At 62.8% G+C, this 19,179-nt stretch carries 15 protein-coding genes and 1 pseudogene; 8 read left to right on the top strand and 8 right to left on the bottom strand.

Going from position 1 to position 19,179, the window contains the following annotated elements; translation table 11 throughout:
- Positions 1-47 precede the first annotated feature (47 nt).
- Positions 48-461, bottom strand: a complete 414-nt coding sequence (locus tag MUN81_RS05805) for a hypothetical protein (RefSeq protein WP_245115826.1) — start codon at positions 459-461, stop codon at positions 48-50.
- Between the two features lie 322 nt (positions 462-783).
- Here MUN81_RS05805 and MUN81_RS05810 point away from each other — a divergent pair, with 322 nt between their 5' ends.
- The 8 genes from MUN81_RS05810 (at position 784) to MUN81_RS05845 (ending at position 11,328) form a co-directional block, all read left to right on the top strand.
- Complete coding sequence (locus MUN81_RS05810) at positions 784-2,085, top strand: hypothetical protein (RefSeq protein WP_245115828.1); 1,302 nt, start codon at positions 784-786, stop codon at positions 2,083-2,085.
- A gap of 15 nt (positions 2,086-2,100) precedes the next feature.
- Positions 2,101-2,511 carry a hypothetical protein gene (locus MUN81_RS05815; RefSeq protein WP_245115830.1) on the top strand — a complete coding sequence of 137 codons (411 nt, stop codon included), beginning with the start codon at positions 2,101-2,103 and terminating at the stop codon, positions 2,509-2,511.
- A 137-nt stretch (positions 2,512-2,648) separates the two neighbouring features.
- Positions 2,649-4,130, top strand: a complete 1,482-nt coding sequence (locus tag MUN81_RS05820; RefSeq protein WP_245115832.1) for a hypothetical protein — start codon at positions 2,649-2,651, stop codon at positions 4,128-4,130.
- Positions 4,131-4,289: 159 nt separating this feature from the next.
- Positions 4,290-7,697, top strand: a complete 3,408-nt coding sequence (locus MUN81_RS05825) for a hypothetical protein (protein ID WP_245115834.1) — start codon at positions 4,290-4,292, stop codon at positions 7,695-7,697.
- Positions 7,675-8,355 (top strand): hypothetical protein, encoded by a 681-nt coding sequence (locus MUN81_RS05830; RefSeq protein WP_245115836.1) that lies wholly within the window; start codon positions 7,675-7,677, stop codon positions 8,353-8,355. The genes MUN81_RS05825 and MUN81_RS05830 overlap by 23 nt, the downstream gene beginning before the upstream one ends.
- 229 nt (positions 8,356-8,584) lie before the next feature.
- A complete protein-coding gene (locus MUN81_RS05835; RefSeq protein WP_245115838.1) occupies positions 8,585-8,899 on the top strand; it encodes a hypothetical protein in 315 nt (104 codons plus the stop codon).
- Between the two features lie 145 nt (positions 8,900-9,044).
- Positions 9,045-10,538 (top strand): hypothetical protein, encoded by a 1,494-nt coding sequence (locus MUN81_RS05840; RefSeq protein WP_245115840.1) that lies wholly within the window; start codon positions 9,045-9,047, stop codon positions 10,536-10,538.
- Between the two features lie 130 nt (positions 10,539-10,668).
- Positions 10,669-11,328 carry a hypothetical protein gene (locus MUN81_RS05845; RefSeq protein WP_190928005.1) on the top strand — a complete coding sequence of 220 codons (660 nt, stop codon included), beginning with the start codon at positions 10,669-10,671 and terminating at the stop codon, positions 11,326-11,328.
- A gap of 60 nt (positions 11,329-11,388) precedes the next feature.
- Here MUN81_RS05845 and mgrA read toward each other — a convergent pair.
- The 7 genes and pseudogenes from mgrA to MUN81_RS05880 form a co-directional block, all read right to left on the bottom strand.
- Positions 11,389-12,374: pseudogene (gene mgrA / locus MUN81_RS05850) on the bottom strand (L-glyceraldehyde 3-phosphate reductase).
- Positions 12,375-12,529: 155 nt separating this feature from the next.
- Complete coding sequence (fbaA, locus tag MUN81_RS05855; protein ID WP_245115842.1) at positions 12,530-13,615, bottom strand: class II fructose-bisphosphate aldolase; 1,086 nt, start codon at positions 13,613-13,615, stop codon at positions 12,530-12,532.
- A 208-nt stretch (positions 13,616-13,823) separates the two neighbouring features.
- The gene (locus MUN81_RS05860; protein ID WP_245115844.1) at positions 13,824-14,231 is read right to left on the bottom strand and encodes a T9SS type A sorting domain-containing protein; all 408 of its coding nucleotides are present in this window, start codon (positions 14,229-14,231) and stop codon (positions 13,824-13,826) included.
- Positions 14,232-14,445: 214 nt separating this feature from the next.
- Positions 14,446-15,054: a tetratricopeptide repeat protein gene (locus MUN81_RS05865; RefSeq protein WP_245115847.1), complete on the bottom strand. Its 609-nt coding sequence runs from the start codon at positions 15,052-15,054 to the stop codon at positions 14,446-14,448.
- A complete protein-coding gene (locus MUN81_RS05870; protein WP_245115849.1) occupies positions 15,042-16,304 on the bottom strand; it encodes a tetratricopeptide repeat protein in 1,263 nt (420 codons plus the stop codon). The genes MUN81_RS05865 and MUN81_RS05870 overlap by 13 nt, the downstream gene beginning before the upstream one ends.
- Positions 16,301-18,643, bottom strand: a complete 2,343-nt coding sequence (locus tag MUN81_RS05875) for an urea transporter (RefSeq protein WP_245115850.1) — start codon at positions 18,641-18,643, stop codon at positions 16,301-16,303. Before MUN81_RS05875 ends, MUN81_RS05870 begins: the two co-directional genes overlap by 4 nt.
- Positions 18,640-19,167 carry a hypothetical protein gene (locus MUN81_RS05880; RefSeq protein WP_245115852.1) on the bottom strand — a complete coding sequence of 176 codons (528 nt, stop codon included), beginning with the start codon at positions 19,165-19,167 and terminating at the stop codon, positions 18,640-18,642. Before MUN81_RS05880 ends, MUN81_RS05875 begins: the two co-directional genes overlap by 4 nt.
- Positions 19,168-19,179 lie beyond the last annotated feature (12 nt).

Consider the following 19,179-nt stretch of genomic DNA (forward strand, 5'->3'; position numbering starts at 1 on the left):
GTAAATCGTTGGCTAAAAGCCCGCAAAAACCCTGCGGTGCGCCGGTGTCAGGCGGCCGTGCCGGTGCGCAGCTGCAGCTCGTCGAGGAACTGCGTGGCGTCCCAGATGTCGAGGAAATACTCGACGGGCATGGCCTGGCTGGTGGTCACGGCGTCGGTATGGCGGCGGGTGGGCAGGCCGGGCACGTGCACCTCGGCCACCAGCGTCACGCCGCGCTGCACAATGAGCTGCTCCACGGCCTGAAACTCGGCCAGCAGGCCCACGCCGTGTCCGTTCACCACCTGCATGTCGCTGAGAATGACAAAGCCCGGGCTGACTTCGGCCAGGGCGGCCTCCCAGTCTTCGCGGTAGTGGGGGAGGGAAGTGGCGCCGCGCATCTGACCAAAATTCTGGTAGAAAATTCGGTTTTGGGCGGGGTCAACGGTGAGTTGATACTCGGGACGGAAAGCAATTATGCGCATTAGACAACACAAACCAAACAACCATTTCCGGCCATTTTTTACACAATGTTACTAGAATTTGAAGGAAAGGTGCAATAAATGAGCTCGGCTTGGGGACAACACCCCAAAATCAACCCCAAAATAGCTACACATGAGGTAAACTAAGTTGAAGGTCGGAACGCGCCGCAACTGAACGGCAAAGACAATACCGCGGAAGCCGCCGCGTTGAGCGGCACTGGTTTTCGGCCGTGGGGCATTTCGTTGCGTAATGCCTATACTTCGCCCCAAAACCTTGCCTAGCGCTTACTCTATGCCGACATCTGTTTCCGCGGAGCCCCTGGCTTTGCGTTTTTTTCGTGGCTTCCGGCTGGCCGGAGTGTTGCTGGGAACTGCCCTGCTGGCGAGCTGCGGTGGTTCTGAGCCCGCCGAAACCACCGCCTCCAAGCCCACCAAAGGCGCCAAACCCGCCACCACCACGCCCGCCGAAGCTGAAGCCGCCCCGCTCAACGTGAGCGTTTTTCTGGAATACTCGGGCGGCATGAAGGGCTTCGTGCCGCGCGGCGGGGCCGACAAGCCACCCACGGAGTTTCAGCAGCGCATCGGCGCGCTCATCACCGAAACGCAGGTGAACGGCGCCGTGGCCAACCGCAAATACTACCTCTGCGAAAACGCCGCGCCCAAGGCCGTGCCCTTCTCCGAACTGCGCAACCTGGTGCAGGGCAACGTGACCCAAGCGGCCCTGGGCACCGAACTGCCGCAGATGCTGGAAGGCATTCTGGCCCGGCCGCAGGCGGCGCAGGAGGTGAGCGTGGTGATTTCCGACTTCATTTATGGGCCCGAAGACCGGTCGGCGTTTTCGCAGCTGCCCAACCTGATTCGGACGTCCATCGCGCCCGTGAGCCAGAAGCAGCTGGCCGTGGCCGTATTTGGCGAAACTTCGCGCTTCTACGGCAGCTACTTCCCGGCCGTGAAAACGCCGGTGCCGAAGCGCACGCTCAACGGCGAGAAGGTGCCGTACTACGTGTGGGTAATCGGCCCGCCCGCGCTGGTGGCGCGCTACTCGGCCGAGGTATTCAAGAATGCCCCGGCCCAGCAGGCCTTCTTCGGGTTGAAGACGAGCACGCCGGCTTTCGCGCCCGTGCTGGTGAAACTGACCGACCCCAAACTGAAGCCCAGCGGCAGCGTGTACGCCGAGGATAACGGCCTGACCATGAAAGTGTCGGACGACCCGGCCGAATTTACGGTGGGCCTGAATCTGAAAGAATTGCCCGCCGCGTGGCAGCAACCGGCGTTTTTGGCCCAACATCTGCAGGTGCGCTTGCCCAACGGTCAGGCCGCCGTGGTGCCCAACTCGGTGCGGACGCTCACCGAGGACCAGCAAAGCGGACAGCCCGTGCTGGCGCCCTACACCCACGCCCTGCGCCTGCGCGTGACCAAACTGGCGGCCCCCACCGCCACGCTCAGCCTGGCCCTGCCCGCTCCGGAAACGCCGGATTGGGTGAGTGCCTGGAGCACCGCCAACGACAATACGCCCGCCCCGCGCACGTTTGGCCTCGACCAAATCCTGACGGGCGTCCGGCAGTCGTACCCCACGCCCTTGCCGCCCGTATTTACGGTGCAGCTTCCGCTCAAAAACGATAAATAACCCGCCTTCTTTTTCATGCAAACCTTCTTCACCAGCCTGTATTCGGCCCTGATTTCCATCTTCCAGAGCCAGCGCCCGGCCGACTACGGCCTGTACAAAACCGACATTTTTTCGCTCGTGGGCTGGAGCACCCTGGGCGTGGCCCTGCTGCTGGTGCTGGCGTATTACTACGTGTTCAACTCGGCCTTGCGCACGGGCATGTTTCGCACCACGCACTGGGTGCTGACGCTGGCCCTGGCCGCGGGCCTGGGCGTGCTGCTGGCCAATACCCTCAGCAAAAGCCACGGGGCCGAGCCCAGCAGCTACCTCGGCTACTTTATGGTGGTGAACATGCTGGTGGCCGCGCTGTGGTTTTTCCTTTTCTCCGTGCTGCTGAAGCGGTGGAGCACCTACGCGCGCACCACGCCGTTTGTGGGGCCGTTTTAGTTTTTCCGCCTGTCGTTCTAAGCAGCGCGAAGGACCCTATCACAACTGAATAGTTTGTAGTAATTACTGTTCCAAACGTGATAAGGCCCTTCGCTCCGCTCAGAACGACAGGCGATTTCATCTGATTACAACCAGCTATGTCCAAACTATTCATCTTTGCCGTGGGCGGCACCGGGGCCCGCGTGCTGCGCTCCCTTACCATGTTGCTGGCCTCGGGCGTGCGCATTCCGAACTGCGACCAGGTGGTGCCCGTCCTCATCGACCCCGACACCCAGAACGGCGACGTGACCCGCACCGTGGCCCTGCTCAAGCGCTACGCCCGCATTCACGAGGCCCTGTACAGCGACGGCCAGAAGGAAAAAAACGGTTTCTTCAGCCAGCCCATGAACACACTGGCCCACCTGAACACCAGCGGCGGCGGCGAGGAGCTGCGCGACTCGTTCGTGTACGACTTCGGCGGCATCAGCCAGCCCTTCCGCGATTACCTCAAATACAACGACCTCTCGGTGGAAACGCAGGGCCTGGTCGACTTGCTGTTTACGCAGGATAGCCTGGCGGCCAACCTTGACGTGGGTTTCCGCGGCTCGCCCAACGTGGGCTCGGTGGTGCTGAATGCGGTGGTGCAGAGCAAGGAAATGCGCTACCTCGCCCAAAGCCTGCAGGACGGCGACCGCGCCTTTTTCATTAGCTCGATTTTTGGGGGCACCGGCGCGGCCGGCTTCCCGCTGCTGGTGAAAAACCTGCGCGACACCAACTCAGCCCTGGCCCACCCGGAGGTGCGCCGCCGCATGAAGGCCGGCGCGCTGGTGATGCTGCCCTACTTCAAATTGCAGGAGCCATCGGCCGATGAGAAGGCCGCCGGGCAGGATTTCATCGACTCCAACACCTTCATCACGAAGACCAAAACGGCCCTTTCGTACTACGCTGACAACCTACAGGGGCTGGAAGCCATGTACTACCTCGGCGACCAGCCCGGCCAGCCGCTGGCCAACCACCCCGGCCGCGCTGAGCAGCGCAACCAAGCCCACCTGCTGGAGATGCTGGGCGCATTGTCCATCCAGCACTTCATGGAAGTGCCCGACAACCAGCTCGACGGCAACCAGCCGCTGTTCCACGAATACGGGCTGAAATCGGACAGCACCGACGTGGACTTTGCCCAGCTGCCCAGCGACATGCGCCAGGAAGTGGCCCGCCCGCTCATTCAGCTGCACTACTTTGCCCGCTACTTCCTTAAGCACACGCCTGAGGACGAAAAAGCACCCTACTACGAAGCCGGCGACCTTTCGGCCCAATTGCGCAACAACCGCGCCCTGCGCGAGCTGTACGACTTTTTCGGCGAGTACAATGAGTGGATTCGGGAGCTGGGCGTGAACCAGCGCCGCTACACCGCCATTCGGGCCGAGGAAATGGATTTCAACAAAATGGTGGCCGATAAAACGGTGGAAACCGGCATTTTCAGTAAAGGCATCACGCCGGGCTACTTCCGCGACGAGCTGACCAAAGCCGTGGGCAAAGCCACGCTGAAGAATCCCACCGAAAACGAGGCCCTGCGCTGGATAGTGAAGGCTTTTGAGGAAGCCACCGGCGAGATTCTGGACAAGAAGCTGCAGTACTCATAGGGCCGCCTTAATCAAACTCTGAATAATTAATGGACTGTCCTGCTGAGCGCAGCCGAAGCATCTCTACTGCATTGGTAACCAATGTTGATGCAACGAAGCGGTGGAGATGCTTCGGCTGCGCTCAGCAGGACAGTCCAGATTCGTCTGTAAAAACAAACAATGGCTAAAATCCTGCGCCTACACGATACCGGCTCCAGCACCCACGAGGGCTGGGGACCGACTGGAAAAATTGGCCCCCACGAAGTGGAGCGCCTGCGCGACCCGCAGGGCGGCCGCGCCGCCAAAGTGGCTGTGTCCATTCCTTCGCCGTTTGCCCGCATGCACCTGGTCGAAACCGCCCTGCGCTTTGTGACGCAAGGCGGGGCCGCCCAGGATTCCGTTTACCACCAGCTGGTGAGCCACTTTTGGGACGTGTGGGAGATGGTGTTCAACTTCCACCAGCGCAAGCTGGCCAGCCAGCGCCTGCAAATCCGGGCCTGGCGCAAAGACGAGGAGCTGGCTAAGCTGCGCCAAAACCCCGCCACCCGCCCGCTGGCCGATGTGCTGAGCCTGTACCTCGACGGCCGCTTCGCGAAGCTGACCGAGATGCATCTGATTTATTTCCCCGGTGCCAATGGCGTGCCGCAGCTCATTGGCGGCACTTCGCCGCTCACGCTGTTTTTCCCGGCGCCCAACGTGCGCCCGCTGCCGGTGCAGCGGCCCCAGGGTGGCGGCTATTATTTCGACAACCAGTACGTGCCGCTGGAGGCCCGCGAAGCCGCCTTTCGCGACTACGTGTACCAGCTGTTCACCGGCGACCCGGCCTTGACATCGCTGGCCCCGCTGGTGCGCGACACCCTCGACCGCAGCCTACTGCAGAAATGGGCCCTGGAAGGCAGCGCCAATCTGAGCAATTTCCCGGTGCTGACGGATGCGTCGAACAACCAGATTGACGTGGCCGGCGTGCTGCTGCGCGTGCGCCCCGACGAGGGCACGGTGCGCAATTCGGACTTGTTCATCCGGCCCAGCCGGCCGGGCGTGGCGGGCCCGTTGCCCATCGTGCTGCGGCCCGGCCTGAAGGCCGTGGGCAAGCGCTACTTCAACGAAACCATGTTTGCCGACAGCGGCGCCATTGTGCCCGCTGCCGATGCCCGCCCGCTGAAGGAGCGCACCCTGCCTGGTCCGGAGCTGCCGTACCCGTACCTCACGGTGAACGATTTGCTGGAGGAAACGCTGCTGACCGTGCCCTACGAAGTGGACGATACGCGCTTTTTCAGTGGTAACCTGAAGATAGCGCCGGGCTTTAAGCCCAGCAACTGGCCGCTGCTGCCGCTCAAGCCGACGTATTTCGACTACTTCACGGCCCAGGATTTGGCCGAGCACCTGACGGTGGAGATGGACTCGGCCAGCGTGCGGGTGCGCCTGCGCGTGCCGGTGAGCGGCGGCGGCGACGTGGACTACGAGCGCGCCTACTACCCCAATCCGCAGGGCGACAACATCGGCCGCCTGCTGGTGACCAACGTAGCGCTGTCGGTATTCCCCTTCGTGAAGGTGATTGACGCACCGCAGTTCAACGATTTCTACAAAGTGATGCTGGTGGATGCCAACAACATCGACCCGAGCATGGTGACCAAGAAAGTCGACCTGAAATTCTGGGCCAATGGCCACCAGCTCAGCGAAACCGGCACCGACCAGAGCGCCACCCGCTACGAGCGCACCCCCAAAACCAGCCAGGACGAAGGCAGCACCTACTACGAGGTGCGCGGCACCCATTTCGACTACCTCGAAGTGCTGAACCCGGCCCCGGCCGAGGGCCGCGCCCTCATCATTCCGCGCTGGCCCGAAGTGCGCCAGGGTACCAAGGAGTACCGTTTTGCCATCGATTTCGGCACGACGAACACCCACGTTGCCATGCAGGACAGTCCCGGCCAGGAGCCCAAACCATTCAGCTTTGGCCTGACCGATACGCCGGTAGCCCTGCTCAAAAAGAGTACCGCCGAGCCCGACCGTACTGCCTACGAGCGCCTGTACCGGGGCATCGACGATGACCCGGCCAACTTCGTGCAAATCAAGCGTTGGCAGCAGTACCAGGAGCGTGAGTTTGTGCCGCCCATCATTGGCGCCGACAATTCGCCCTACGCTTTCCCGGCCCGCACCGCCACCTACGAGGCGGCCAACTACGCCACCCAGGAATTGAGCGTGCTCGGCAACATCAACGTGGCCTTCGGCATCATCACCGAGGAGCAGCGCCGGCCGAATTACCACACCAATCTGAAGTGGGATAATTCGCTGAACATCGCCAACACCAACCGCGTGCGGGCGTTTTTCAAGGAAATTCTGCTGCTGTGCCGCGCCAAGGTGGCCCTGAATGGTGGCAACCTCGCGGCCACGCAAATCACCTGGTTTGCCCCGCTGAGCTTCAGCACTTACCAGCGCAATCTGTACCAGCGCGAGTGGGATACGATTTTCCACGACGTGTTCAAGACCACCAATTCTATGCCCTGCATGGTGGAGAGCACGGCGCCTTACTACTACCTCACCCGCCGCAACATCGTGACGCTGGGGCCGGGCGAAAACGCGGCCTTCATCGACATCGGCGGCGGCACCACCGACGTGCTGCTTTACGCCGACCGCAAGCCGGTGCTCAGCACCTCGTTCCGCTTCGCCGGCAACGACCTGTGGGGCGATGGCGGGGCCGAAGTACGCGGCTCGAAAGACAACGGACTGGTGCGTTTTGGTGTGGCTGGGGTGCAGAGTGCGGTGCTTTCGCCCGCCGCCCGCCGGGCGCGGGAGTACGTGCTGGTGGCTGAAAGCACCGATAATTTCGGCTCCGAGGACGTAGCCAGCTTCCTGTTTAATTACGACCAGTTGCTGGGCTTCAGCGAGCGGCTGCTGCGGGCCGAGCACCTGCGGGTGCTGTTCTACCTGCACTTCGGCGCCCTCATCTACCACGTGGCGCAGGTGACGGTGGCCAACGGCCAGCAGCTGCCGCGCTACCTGTGCTTCACCGGGCGCGGCAGCCTCTACGTGCGTCTGCTGGCGGCCGGGGCCAACCTGCAGCCGGTGGAGAAACTGGCCCGCCTCATCATGGAGAAAGCCACTGGGCAGCCCGTGCCGGCTGATTTCCGCATCAAGCTGGCCGACGACCCCAAGCAAACCACCGCCAACGGCGGCGTGCTGGCCACCGGCCAGATTCCGCAGGACCCGCCCCTGGTGCGCCCCGTGGGCGTTGCGCCCGATGCCGAGAACCCGCAGGCCGACAAAGGCGAGCACCACCTCGAAGCTGCTGCCGTAACTGATGAAATCAAGCAAGCGGTATTAAGCAATGCCCGCGCCTGCCTCAAGCTGCTGCTCGAAGACCCCGAGCTAAAGCGCGTGCAGGCCGACCTGGGTGTGAAAAACGACCCCGGCCTAGTGATGAGCACGCTGGAGCGCAGCCTCGGCGATTCCTTCAATCTCTACCGCCAACAGTACGCCGACGTGCTGCGTGACGGCGACACCATTCCCGAGACGCTGTTCTTCCTGCCGTTCAAAAACGCCCTGTATGAACTATCCAAGGTGCTTCATGATGCGCAGCCGCTCAACTAGCCCGGTGTGGCGGTGGGCGCTGCTTCTGCTGCTGGCTCTAGACCTGGGCAGCGGAGTGGCGGCGCGCGCCCAGCCCGCTGATTCCGACTTGCCGGTAGCGAGTGTGCCAAATTCCAAGTGGCCTTGGATGCTTGGGCTGATGGCAGGTGGTATTATAATAGGTGTGCTGGGCGCGCGGTGGTTGACCCGGAAACCTCGCAGGGTAGTTGGGGTCATCCCCCCGCGTCCCATACCAAAAAAACGAGCTGAAAATGTGCCCAAAGCAGCAACACAAACTTTTGTTCTTCCTGCAACCCAAAGTCCTCCCAAACAGGTGTCAATTCAGTCGATGAGCAAAATACAGGGCCGCGAGCCACGTCCTTCAGTACCTTACAAATCTTCTCCAAAATCATTGAGAAAACCGGACGAAATTCTGCAGTCATCATATGAAAATCAGCCTATAAAGTCAGAAAATACTGTAGAGTGGGTTACAACGATGTCCACGCCCCCAGCTATTCAGGAGTTAATTAATTCAACTCCTGATGAAACTGTCAATATCAATGACACAGGCCGTTCCCCTGTAATTGTTCCTCCAGATAATGCTAAAATTCAGGCCGGTCAAGGAGGATGGTCTATGCCTCCCACAAAGCCATATTCTCATGAAGAAACGCAGAACTAAACAAGAGAGTAAAGAGTCAGAGTACGATTGGAAGGTACCACACCGTCGTTCAGAGATGGACTCATCTCATTATCCTACGCCCATGAAACAGGAAGAAGAATTGCTGAAACCCGGCCAGACTCTTGAATGGCCTGCACCCACCTCCACGCCACCCGCGATTCAAGAACTAATAGAAAATACCGCGCCAGAAGTATCGGTAGAGAAAGTCCCTTTGGCGGCTACTGGGCCAGTGCGTTACTTCGGCCCGGCCCCCGACGTGCCCAGCATTGAGCACCGCAAACTCAGCCCCAACCCGCTGCCGCAGATGCCGCTGCTCATCACGCTGCCGCACACCGACGCCGATACCGCGCAATTCTCCTTCAGTCCGCAGGCCGACCAGTCGCGCATCATCGGCAATGGTGTGCGGGAGTTGAAGGAGTTTTTTACGTTTGAACTGCCGCCTACGGAGCAGTTCACGACCATTAAAAACCTGACCCCCGGCAAGCTCGAAAAGCGCGACGATGCCTGGCACGTGGTGCAGAAGGCCAGTATTGCGCTGAGCTAATGATTGGCCCGAACGAGGTAGAGACGCAATGTTTTGCGTCTCGTCGTTGAACAATGACGCTCGAACATTGTGGGCGGCCCGGTTTCGGCCATTCAACGACGATAAGCAAGATGTTGCGTCTCTACCTTCGCTGTAAATCCAACCTATGCTCTTAATTGAAATCTTACTCATCCTGGCCCTGGTGGCTTGGCAGGGCGTGGTGTTCTTCCGCAACCGCCAGCTCACCGCGCGGGTGGGGGCCATGTACCCGGCCGCTGGCTCAATAGCCGTGCAGCCCATCCCGTTCACGGCCGCTGACCCGGACCGGAACTTCGACGTGCAATACGACGCGCTGATGACGCGCGACGCCTCGCCGGAATTTGGCCAAATCATCGTAGACACCAACGAATACCTGCTAAATAACCGCGGCGCGGCGGCCGATTTTGGCATTCTGAAAGACATTTCGGAGCGCCACGCCGAGGCGCTGGACGAAGAGATTCAGGCCCAGATTTCGACGCCGCTGTACCTGGGTCTGCTGGGCACCTTCACGGGGGCCATTCTGGGGCTGGTGTCGCTGGTAGGCAATCCTTTTGCGGAAGCCGTGGCCGACCCGGCCAAAGACACCTCGTTCAGCAACAACGACGTGCAACACTTCCTGGGCGGCGTGCTCATTGCCATGATTGGCAGCTTGTTTGGGTTAGCTTTTACGCTGGCCGGCAACCAGCTGCTGAAGCAGGCCCGAGCCCGGCGCGACCGCAATAAAAACGCCTACTACACCTTTCTGCAGAAGGCCCTGCTGCCCAAGCTGAACTCCGACATGCAGGCCGGCATGGCCAATCTGAAATCAGTGCTGGACACGTTTAATACCGAGTTTTTCAGCCAGATTCAGAACGACTTCTTCAGCAAGATTCACGAATTTACGCCGCTCATAGCCAGCATAACCGAGAACGTAAGCGTGCAGAAGCGGTTTCTGGAGCAGCTGGAGAAAATTGGCTATTCCGAGCTGGCCAATGCCACGATTCGGGTATTCGACCGGGTGGATGAAAGCGCCCAAACGTTCGAGAAGTTCCTGGGCTATCAGCAAGCCCTCAACAACACCGTGACGCACGGCGCCGAAGTGGCGCAAGTCATCACGGCGCTGCTCAACCGCCTCACGGCCCTGGAGCAGGGCCTGGCCAGCGTGCCGCAGTACCTGCAGCAGCACGACGACGCCCTGCGCCAGCAGGTGGCTTTCTTCAGCCAGCACGGCAAGCTACTGGCCGACCTGGGCGCCCAAATCCGTCAGGGCGTGAGCGAGGGCGTGCACCGCATGGACGTGGAGCTCGACGGCCGCCTGCTGGAGCTGCAAAAAGAAGCCACCGAAGCCCATGAGCAATGGCAGCGCCATTTCCGTGAGCTGAACCAGAACAACGTGTACCAGAAAATCACGGAGTACCTCAACCCCTTCACCCAACTGCCGGCCCAGCAAAAGGACCTCAACGTGCTGCAGGAGCGCCAGGCCAACCTAGCTGCGCAAGCCATGCAACGCATGGAAGCCCGCCTGCTGGCCGACTCGCAGCTGCAACAGGCCCTGTTGCAACAGGTAGACCGCACCAACAAGGTGCTGGAGGAAATCACCAAGCCCAACTGGTTTCAGCGAAATTTCCTGGGCAAGAAGTAACTACTCCGTCATGCAGAGCGCAGCGAAGCATCTCGCTCGGAGCGAGCCTGATTACTGCCCCACGCGAGATGCTTCGCTGCGCTCTGCATGACTTTCTACCACCTCCAGTAATACCAGCAATAAACCCACTATGAAAGAAAGCAAGGACTTCTTCTGGCCCAGCTACGTGGACCTCATGACGGCCTTGTTCCTGACCATGCTGGTGCTGTTCGTGCTCAGCTATAAGCTGTTCAAAGACAAGCAGCGTGATAACGACAAGCTCATCTACGACCTGAAAGTGCAGGTGCAGGAAAAGCGCAAGCTCGACGAGATAAAAGCGGCCCTGAAGCGGCTGGAAAGCAATTACTTCATCTACAACGAGCGCTACAAGCGCTACGAGCTCAACTTCCCCGTCACGTTCTCGCCGCAGAGCGCCGTGCTGCCCGCCGAGGCCCAGGCGCCGCTGGTGAAAGCCGGCCGCTTCCTGCTCAGCCAGATGCAGGCCATCAAAAACGACGACAACGTGCAATACCTCATTGTGGTGGAAGGCCGTGCCGCCAAAGACCTGCGCTACCCCGCCAACGACCCGCACAACCTCGACGGCCCCGCCGTTCGGCAGCTCAGCTACAGCCGCGCCCTAGCCGTGATTCGGCTGTGGGAGCAGGCCGGCCTACGTTTCCCCGCCAACCTGGAAGTGGTGGCGGCGGGCAGCGGCTTCCGCGGCGCCGGGCGCTACACGGGCAGCCAGGAAGCGCTCAACAAACGCTTCATCATCCAGGTGCAGCCCAAGATTGGCTCGATTGGGAAGTAGTCGAGAACGGTGTAGAGACACAAGTATGCTTCTCTACGCCGTCTCAGGGCACTTTTTCGACTACAAAATGGCCTCAATGGCCGCCAGCTCCTCCGCGCTGAATGTCAGGTTCTCCAGGCACTTTAGCGAGTCGTCGAGCTGCTCAGGCTTGCTGGCGCCGATGAGCACGGACGTCACCCGCTCGTCCTTCAGTAGCCAGGCTAGGGCCATTTGGGCGAGGCTTTGCTGGCGGGTTTGGGCCAGTTCGTTGAGGCGACGTACCTGGTCGAGGCGTTCGGGCGTGAGGTTTTGCTCGGTCAGGAAGCCCACGCCTTTGGCCACGCGCGAGTCGTCGGGGATGCCGCGCAGGTACTTGTCGGTGAGCAGCCCCTGGGCCAGGGGCGAGAAGGGAATGCACCCCACGCCTTCCTCGCCCAGCAGGTCGAGCAGGCCGTTTTCGACCCAGCGCTCCAGCATCGAGTACTTGGGCTGGTGAATGAGGCAGGGCGTGCCCAGCTCCCGCAGCAGCCGGATGGCCTCGGCGGCCTGCTCGGGCTCGTAGTTGCTGATGCCCACGTAGAGGGCCTTGCCCTGACGCACGATTAGGTCGAGCGCGGCCATGGTTTCGGCCAGGGGCGTGTCGGGGTCGGGGCGGTGGTGGTAGAAGATGTCGACGTAGTCCAGGCCCATGCGGCGCAGGCTTTGGTCGAGGCTGGACACGAGGTACTTCTTCGAGCCCCATTCGCCGTAGGGGCCCTCCCACATGTGGTAGCCGGCCTTAGTGGAGATGATGAGCTCGTCGCGGTGGGCCGCGAAATCTTCGCGCAGGATGCGACCGAAGTTCGTTTCGGCCGAGCCGGGGGAGGCCCGTAGTTGTTGGCCAGGTCGAAGTGCGTAATGCCGCGGTCGAAGGCCCGGCGCAGGATGGCGCGGCCGTTTTCGAGCACATCCACGCCGCCGAAGTTGTGCCACAGACCCAGCGAGAGGGCGGGCAGTTTCAGGCCGCTACGCCCGCAGCGGCGGTAGGTCATTTCCTGGTAGCGGGCGGGAGCAGGCTGGTACGGCATGGTGGGGCGAATCGAAAAATAGCGTAATGAAAGAACGTCATGCTGAGCGAAGTCGAAGCATCTCTACCGCAATAGTAAATAGATTACTCTTCGCGGCAGAGATGCTTCGACTTTGCTCAGCATGACGTCCCTAATTTATCAATATATGCTAAGCGCTAGTAGCGGCGGTTGATGCAGTTCAGGTCCTCAAAGGCCTCTTTCAGGCGCGCTACGAAGGTTTCTTCGCCTTTGCGCAGCCACACGCGCGGGTCGTAGTACTTCTTGTTGGGCGAGTCGGCGCCGGTCGGGTTGCCGATTTGGCCCTGCAGGAAGCCTTCGTTTTTCACGTAGTTGTCCTTAATGCCCTGCCAGAAGGCCCACTGCAGGTCGGTGTCGAGGTTCATCTTGATGGCGCCGTAGCTGATGGCCTCGCGGATTTCCTCGCGGCTCGAGCCCGAACCGCCGTGGAACACGAAGCTGATGGGCATGGCCTCCGCGATGTTGTGCTTCTGGCGCAGGAACTCCTGCGAGTTGTGCAGAATCTTGGGTTGCAGCTTCACGTTGCCGGGCTTGTACACGCCGTGCACGTTGCCGAAGGCCGCCGCGATGGTGAAGCGCGGGCTGATGGCGCTCAGCTGCTCGTAGGCGTAGGCCACTTCTTCGGGCTGGGTGTAGAGCTTCGAGGAGTCCACGTCGGAGTTGTCCACGCCGTCTTCCTCGCCACCGGTCACGCCGAGCTCAATCTCCAGCGTCATGCCGATTTTGGCCATGCGCTCCAGATAGCGCTTGCAGATTTCGATGTTTTCCTCAATCGGCTCTTCCGACAAATCCAGCATGTGCGAGCTGTAGAGCGGCTGGCCGTGCTGCTGGTAGTACTTCTCGCCGGCGTCGAGCAAGCCGTCAATCCAGGGCAGGAGCTTTTTGGCGGCGTGGTCGGTGTGCAGCACCACGGGCACGTCGTAGAGAGCGGCCATCAGGTGCACGTGGTGGGCGCCCGAAATGGCGCCGGCGATGCTGGCCTGCTGCTTGTCGTTGGGCAAGGATTTGCCGGCGTAGAACTGCGCGCCGCCGTTCGAGAACTGAATCATCACGGGCGAGTTCACCGCCTTGGCGGTTTCCAGCACGCCGTTCACGGTGTTGGTGCCGGTCACGTTCACGGCGGGCAGGGCGTAGGCGTTGGCCTTGGCGTTTTCGAAAAGCGCCTGCACTTCGTCGCCGTGCAGCACGCCGGCCCGCAGGCCGGTAAGGGTTTGGTCAGCCATAAAAAGGAATTGATGCGGCGGGGCCGCGGTGGGAAGAGCAGGTGGAAAGACCGGGGCCGCGCCGGCGGCGTCCCGGGCAGCAAAGTACGGTCGGGGCGGCGGAACCTAAAAGCGGCGCGCCGTGGGAGCGCCGCTGGGGCAAAAAAAGAGGCCGGCCGTTGCAGCGGCCGGCCTCAGGGGCATCACGCACATTCCCCCACACAACGGGTCATTCGGCGGTCATCAGCTTGCGCAGGCGATACACGCCGTGGCGGTTCGTGACTTCCAGCTGGTATTCGTAGTCGCCGGGGGCCAGGCCCAGGCCTTCCAGGTTCAATTTGATGCTTTGGGTGCCCGCGCTGCGGCCCTTGCGCACCACGCCGGCCACCTTGCGGCCCAGCAGGTCGAAGAGGTCGAGGCGCACATCGGCGGCCGTGGCCAAGGTGAAGGGCACGGTGGTTTCGCCCACAAACGGGTTGGGGTAATTCTGCTCGAGGATGAACTGGCCGCCGGTTTCGCGCTCGGAGCTGCGCAGGGCCAGCCGCTCGGCTTCGCTAATGGCAGGCTCGGGCGAAACCGCGCAGCCGCTGCTCATCGTGGCCGTGTCGAAATATGTATCGTGGGGGAAATCGGTCATGGGCCGAACAACAGAGAAGAAGGTAAGCGGGAGCCAGCAGCAATTTCGCAGCGTAATTTAATCACGTCTTCGCCGACAAACAAATATTCAGCAATTGCGATAACCAGTCAGACCTCAACTCGATGATTGGGTTTAAAACGTCGCCGAGCTGGCCAATAATCGCCGCCAGTGCCAGAAGGACGTCTACAACCGCCGCCGCGACCCCGAAACAGGCCTACAGCCGCTTCAGGCCGGCCGTGGCGGCCGCGTCGCCGGGCCGAATTAGCAGAGCCTTGATGTAGAGGGCACGAGCCTCGGCTTTCTTGCCAAGGTTGAGGTAGGCCCAGGCCAGCGAGATGTTGGAGTCGTAGTCGAAGGGGTAGAGGTTCACCACGCGCTCGAAATAGCGGGCGGCCTGCCCGTAGGCCTTGCGGTTGAGGTAGATGACGCCCGTCCAGTAGTTGGCTTGGGTGTTTTGGGGGTCTACTTTCAGAATGTCGGTGTAGAGGCCCAGCATCTTTTCCACTTGCCCCAGCGCGTTCAGGGGCTTGATGAGGCCGAACTTGGGTTCGAGGGCGTAGGGACGCTGCTCCACGGCCTTCTGGTAGTGGGCGGCCGCGGCGGTGTAGTTTTTGGCCAGAAAATACAGCCAGCCCAGGCGCAGGTTCTGCTCGTAGGTGCCCGTGTAGAGGGCCTTGATGGGCGCAATGGCTTCGGCGTAGTCGGCCTTGGCTTCGGCGGCATAGCTGCTGGCAAAGGCGGCCGACTGGTCCTGGGCGCGGGCCGCGGCCGGGGCCACGCACGCCAGCGCAGCGGCGGAAAAAGTCAGCTTTACCAGGTCCATGTGAGGGCGGTGCTTAGGGAGTTCAGGGAATAGTAGCGGCCGTCGACGCTGTCGCGCCGGTGTTCGGCGCCGTAGCTCAGGCGCAGCGACAGCGGGCGGCTCAGCAAAATAAGCAAGTTGGCGCCGCCGCGTTCGTTCACGGGGTCGAGCAGGTTGTACACGTAGGTGCCGTCGAGCTCGGCCAGCACGGGCGTCAGGCCCAGGCCCGCGTAGGCCTCCAGCCACACGTGGCGCTGCAGCCGGCCGCCCACGCCCAGCACCCCGTGCGGGTAGCTGCGGCCGTTGGAGCGCAGCACGCTGGCCCGCCCGTAGGCGTAGAGGCGCAGGTTGCCGAGCGGGTACACGGCCAAGCGCAGGTCAGTTTGCACGCGGGCCGTATCGGTGAGGGTGCCGGCGTACACGCCCACCTGGGCCGTCCAGTAGGGCCGCGCATAGGCCACCGATGCATAGCCCAGGTTGTCGGCGCGGTTCGCGAGCAGGCCCAGGTCGCTGTTGAGGTGGTTGTAGCCCAGCAGCACCCGCCAGCGCGGGGCCAGCTGCCCGGCCAGCAGGGCGTGGTACTGCACCTGGCGCAGCGGATAGAAGTTGCCGCCGGGCCGCCGGCGGTCGGGCAGCTCCACGGTCTGGCCGAAGTAGCTGACGTTCTGGTTCAGGCCGATGCGGGAACCCAGCCGGCTGCTAACGTCGAGCCGGAAGAAGCCGGCGTCGCCCCGGTGAGTCGAGTTGCCGTGTTGGCCGCCGGCCTCCACTTCCACCTGCGTCACGGCCTGGAAAGGCATCAGGTGCAGGGGGCGGCGCAGCGAGTCGGGCAAGTGCCCGGCCAGCAGCGCGGCCGGGCCAGACTGGTTGAAGTCGAGGTAGGCCAGCGCCAGGCCGTAGCGGGCGGCGGTGTCGAGCGGGTTTTCGCGCAAGGCGCGGCCGTAGTGGCGAAGGGCCTGCGCCGGCTGCTCGCGGGCCAGCGCGGCCTGGCCCAGGTGTCGGCGCAGGGTGGGGTAGTCGGTGCCGGCCCGTAGCGCGGCGCGGCCCACCGAGTCGAGCTCGGCCCAGCGGTACTGCGTGGCCAGGGTTTGGGTGAGGCTGTCGGTGGGTTGAAAGTCGAGCGGCTGGGCCAGCTGTTGGGCCGGCAGCAGCCGGGGCAGCACCAGCAGCAGCCACGCGAGCAGCACGCCGCGCCACCAGCCCGCTCGCTGCCCGGCAATGCCTGCGGGCCTCGCGCAGCCGAAATCCACAAAATAGAAAGGCTGTCTCATGTGCCGGCTACTGAACAGGTGAGGAACAGTTCCAACACGTTTCGCTTTATGCGGATGCTGGCCAGGGCGCCTTCCCGGAAGACCAACTCGGCCGTTTGCTCCGTGCGTTCGCGGCCAAAATAGCTCACTGTGACGCGGCTGCGCAGCAACACTCGCCGGCCAGTCGTTTCGCCCACCCACTCCACTCCAAAGCGCGGCCGCAAAAACCGGTAGAAAGGCGCCAGCAGGTCCTGCGCCCAGGTCAGCGCCGCGTGGCGCACCACCGTAAGCGGGAAGGTGTCGTGCACGATTTTGTCGTGCACGATGGCCAGCGGCACGCGGTAGGCGGCCTGGTAAAACAGGTACAGCCACGAGGCCTCCGACCCGTAGAAAGCGGTGAAATAAAACACCGATTCATCGCCCGCAAAGTAGGCCACCGCCCCCGTGGTCTGGCAGCGCAGGTAGGGCAGGTTGTAGGCATCGGTAAACACCTCCCAGCGCTGGGGTGGCAGCTCGGGCGCATCGGCGTTGCGCACGTCGAGGGCGTAGCCGGGCGGGAAGCGCAGGGCCTGGCTGAGCAGCTTGTTGAACGCGGGCGGGCGCACGGTTTCGCCCGCCACCGGCACCGCAAAGTGGTGCAGTTGCGGCTGCATCCGCGGCGCAAAAGATGCCCTTGGCGCCGCGGTGGCCGGGGCCAGTAAGGACGGCAAACTTTCCTCTCTTTCTTTCCGGGTACCAACAGCTTCCCGCCGCATTTCTGCCAGCCGTGGCGCCGTGGCAGCTGCTGGCGCCAGGCTTTCGCCCGCCGGCTCGGCCACGTAGTACGCCAGCGGATAGGCCAGCGTGCGCGAGCCCACGTACGGCGTGGCCTGCACCTGGAAGTGCAGGTGCGGCTCGGGCGAGCGGCCCGAGTTGCCGCAGGTGCCAATGATGTCGCCGCGGCGCACGTGGTCGCCCACTTTCACGGGCACGGAGTGGGCGCGCAGGTGCGAAAGCTGGGTGTAGAGGCCCGGCGCGTGACGCAGCACCACGGTGTTGCCCCAGTTCTGGGCCGTGTTCACTTCGCCAATAGCGTTGTCTTCGATGTGCTGCACGACTTCCTCCACCACGCCGTCGGCCGGGGCCAGTACGGGCTTGTTGTAGGCGTAGAAATCGGACAGCGAGAGGCCGGCGCCGTGGTAGGAGCGGCCGTCGGCGTCAAAAATGGCAAAATCCAGCGCAGCGCCCCAGTCGCCGAGGTGGGTGGGGCCACCGCTGGCATAGCCCTGCGTGCAGCGCCACGCACCCAGAAAGGGCAAGGTGAGCGCCACCGCGCCCTGATGGGCCAGGCGCACGCGGTCGGTGGCGAAGGCGTAGAGGTTGCGCTCGGGTGAGTAGCGCTGCACGGGTGTGAGCACCAGCCCCGCGCCGGGCCGCTCGCGCAGCAGCAGCACGTACAAAAACAGCAGCGCCGTGGCGCAGTAGGGCAGCGAGAGCGTGGGCAACCCCAGCTTGTCGAGCAGGGCCGTGAGGCCGGCCAGCAGCACCACCGTTACGGGCACGCTGCCCAAGGCCCAGCCGTAGCTCGCCGCCGAAGGGATGACAAACACGCTGCCCACCGCAATGGCCGCCACCATGTAGTTGGCGCCCAGGTTATACTCATTGAGCCCGCCCGCCGCCGGGCCCACCAGCTGGCCCAGCCCAACCGCCACCAAAAACGCCAGCCCCGACAGCGAAAACGCAATGCGCGAGTGCCACAGCAGCCCGCCCGCCACCAGCAGCCCGGCCAGAGCACTGTCCTGAAACAGCACCGCGCCCAGCGCCCGCAGGTAAGTAGCCAGCAACGGCGGCCAGGGCCAGTCGGCCACCCACTGGGCCAGGCCCACCAGGCGCGGCCCGCCCACCGCGTACACGTCGTTGAGCCAGTACACGCTGCCCTCGGCGGGCGCCAAGTGCAGTAGGGGGCTGCTGCCCGGCATCAGCAGCCACACCGTGAGCAGAAAAGGCAGCGACAGGAACGGCAGCCCGCGCCCGCCCAGCCAGCCGCCCAGGGCCACGCTCAGCAGCAGGGCCAGGGCGGCGCCCACCACCACCAGCCCCGCCAGCGCCCAGCCCGGCTGGTAAAAGGAAGCCAGCGCCAGCCCGGTCAGCAGGGAGTTGAAGCTGTAGGCGCCCACATCGGTCCATTCTCGATTGAAGCCGCCCAGTCGGGCCCCGGCCACCGCCAGCGCCGCGCCCGCCAGCCCCGCCACGCCCGCCGCCGGGTGGCTGAACGTGACCAGCAGCAGCACCGCCGCAAACCCACGGTGCTGCGAGAAAAACAGCATGGAGTAGCTGTGCAGCACGGCGCGAAGGAAGGAGATAGTGGCAATCGTTGTCATTGCAAATGCGGCGGCACCAGCTCCAATTGCTGCAGATATTCCAGTGTCTCGGCCGCCCGAATGAGGTGCGCCTGGCCCCCCTGGTCAATCAGCACCACGTTGGGGCGCAGGTTGATAAACTGCTGCCACTGGCTCATGTTGTAGGCGCCCACTTTGTGCACCAGCACGTGATGGCCGGGCGCGAGCAGGGGCAGGGGAATGCTTTCGCGCAGCATGTCGATGTTCATGCACAGCGGGCCGTAGAGCACGGTGGGCTCGGTGACGGTGGAGAATTCGCGGGTGGGGCTGATGTGGTGGTCGTACCAGAAAGACGTGAAAAGCAGGTTCACGCCAAAGTCGAGGATGGTGGCGCGGCGGCCGTCGGCCAGGCGCTTATTCGCCAGCACCGTACCGATGAGCGAGCCCGCGTCGTCGACCAGCGCGCGGCCGGCTTCCAGCACCAGCATCGGCAATGCGCCGGACTTGAAGCCCGCGCTGAGCAGTGCCCCGGTAATGGCTTCGGCATATTCGTCCAGGCTCGGCACGGTGTCGGAGGC

This window comes from Hymenobacter sp. 5317J-9 (genome assembly GCF_022921075.1).
Taxonomy (GTDB): Bacteria; Bacteroidota; Bacteroidia; order Cytophagales; family Hymenobacteraceae; genus Hymenobacter.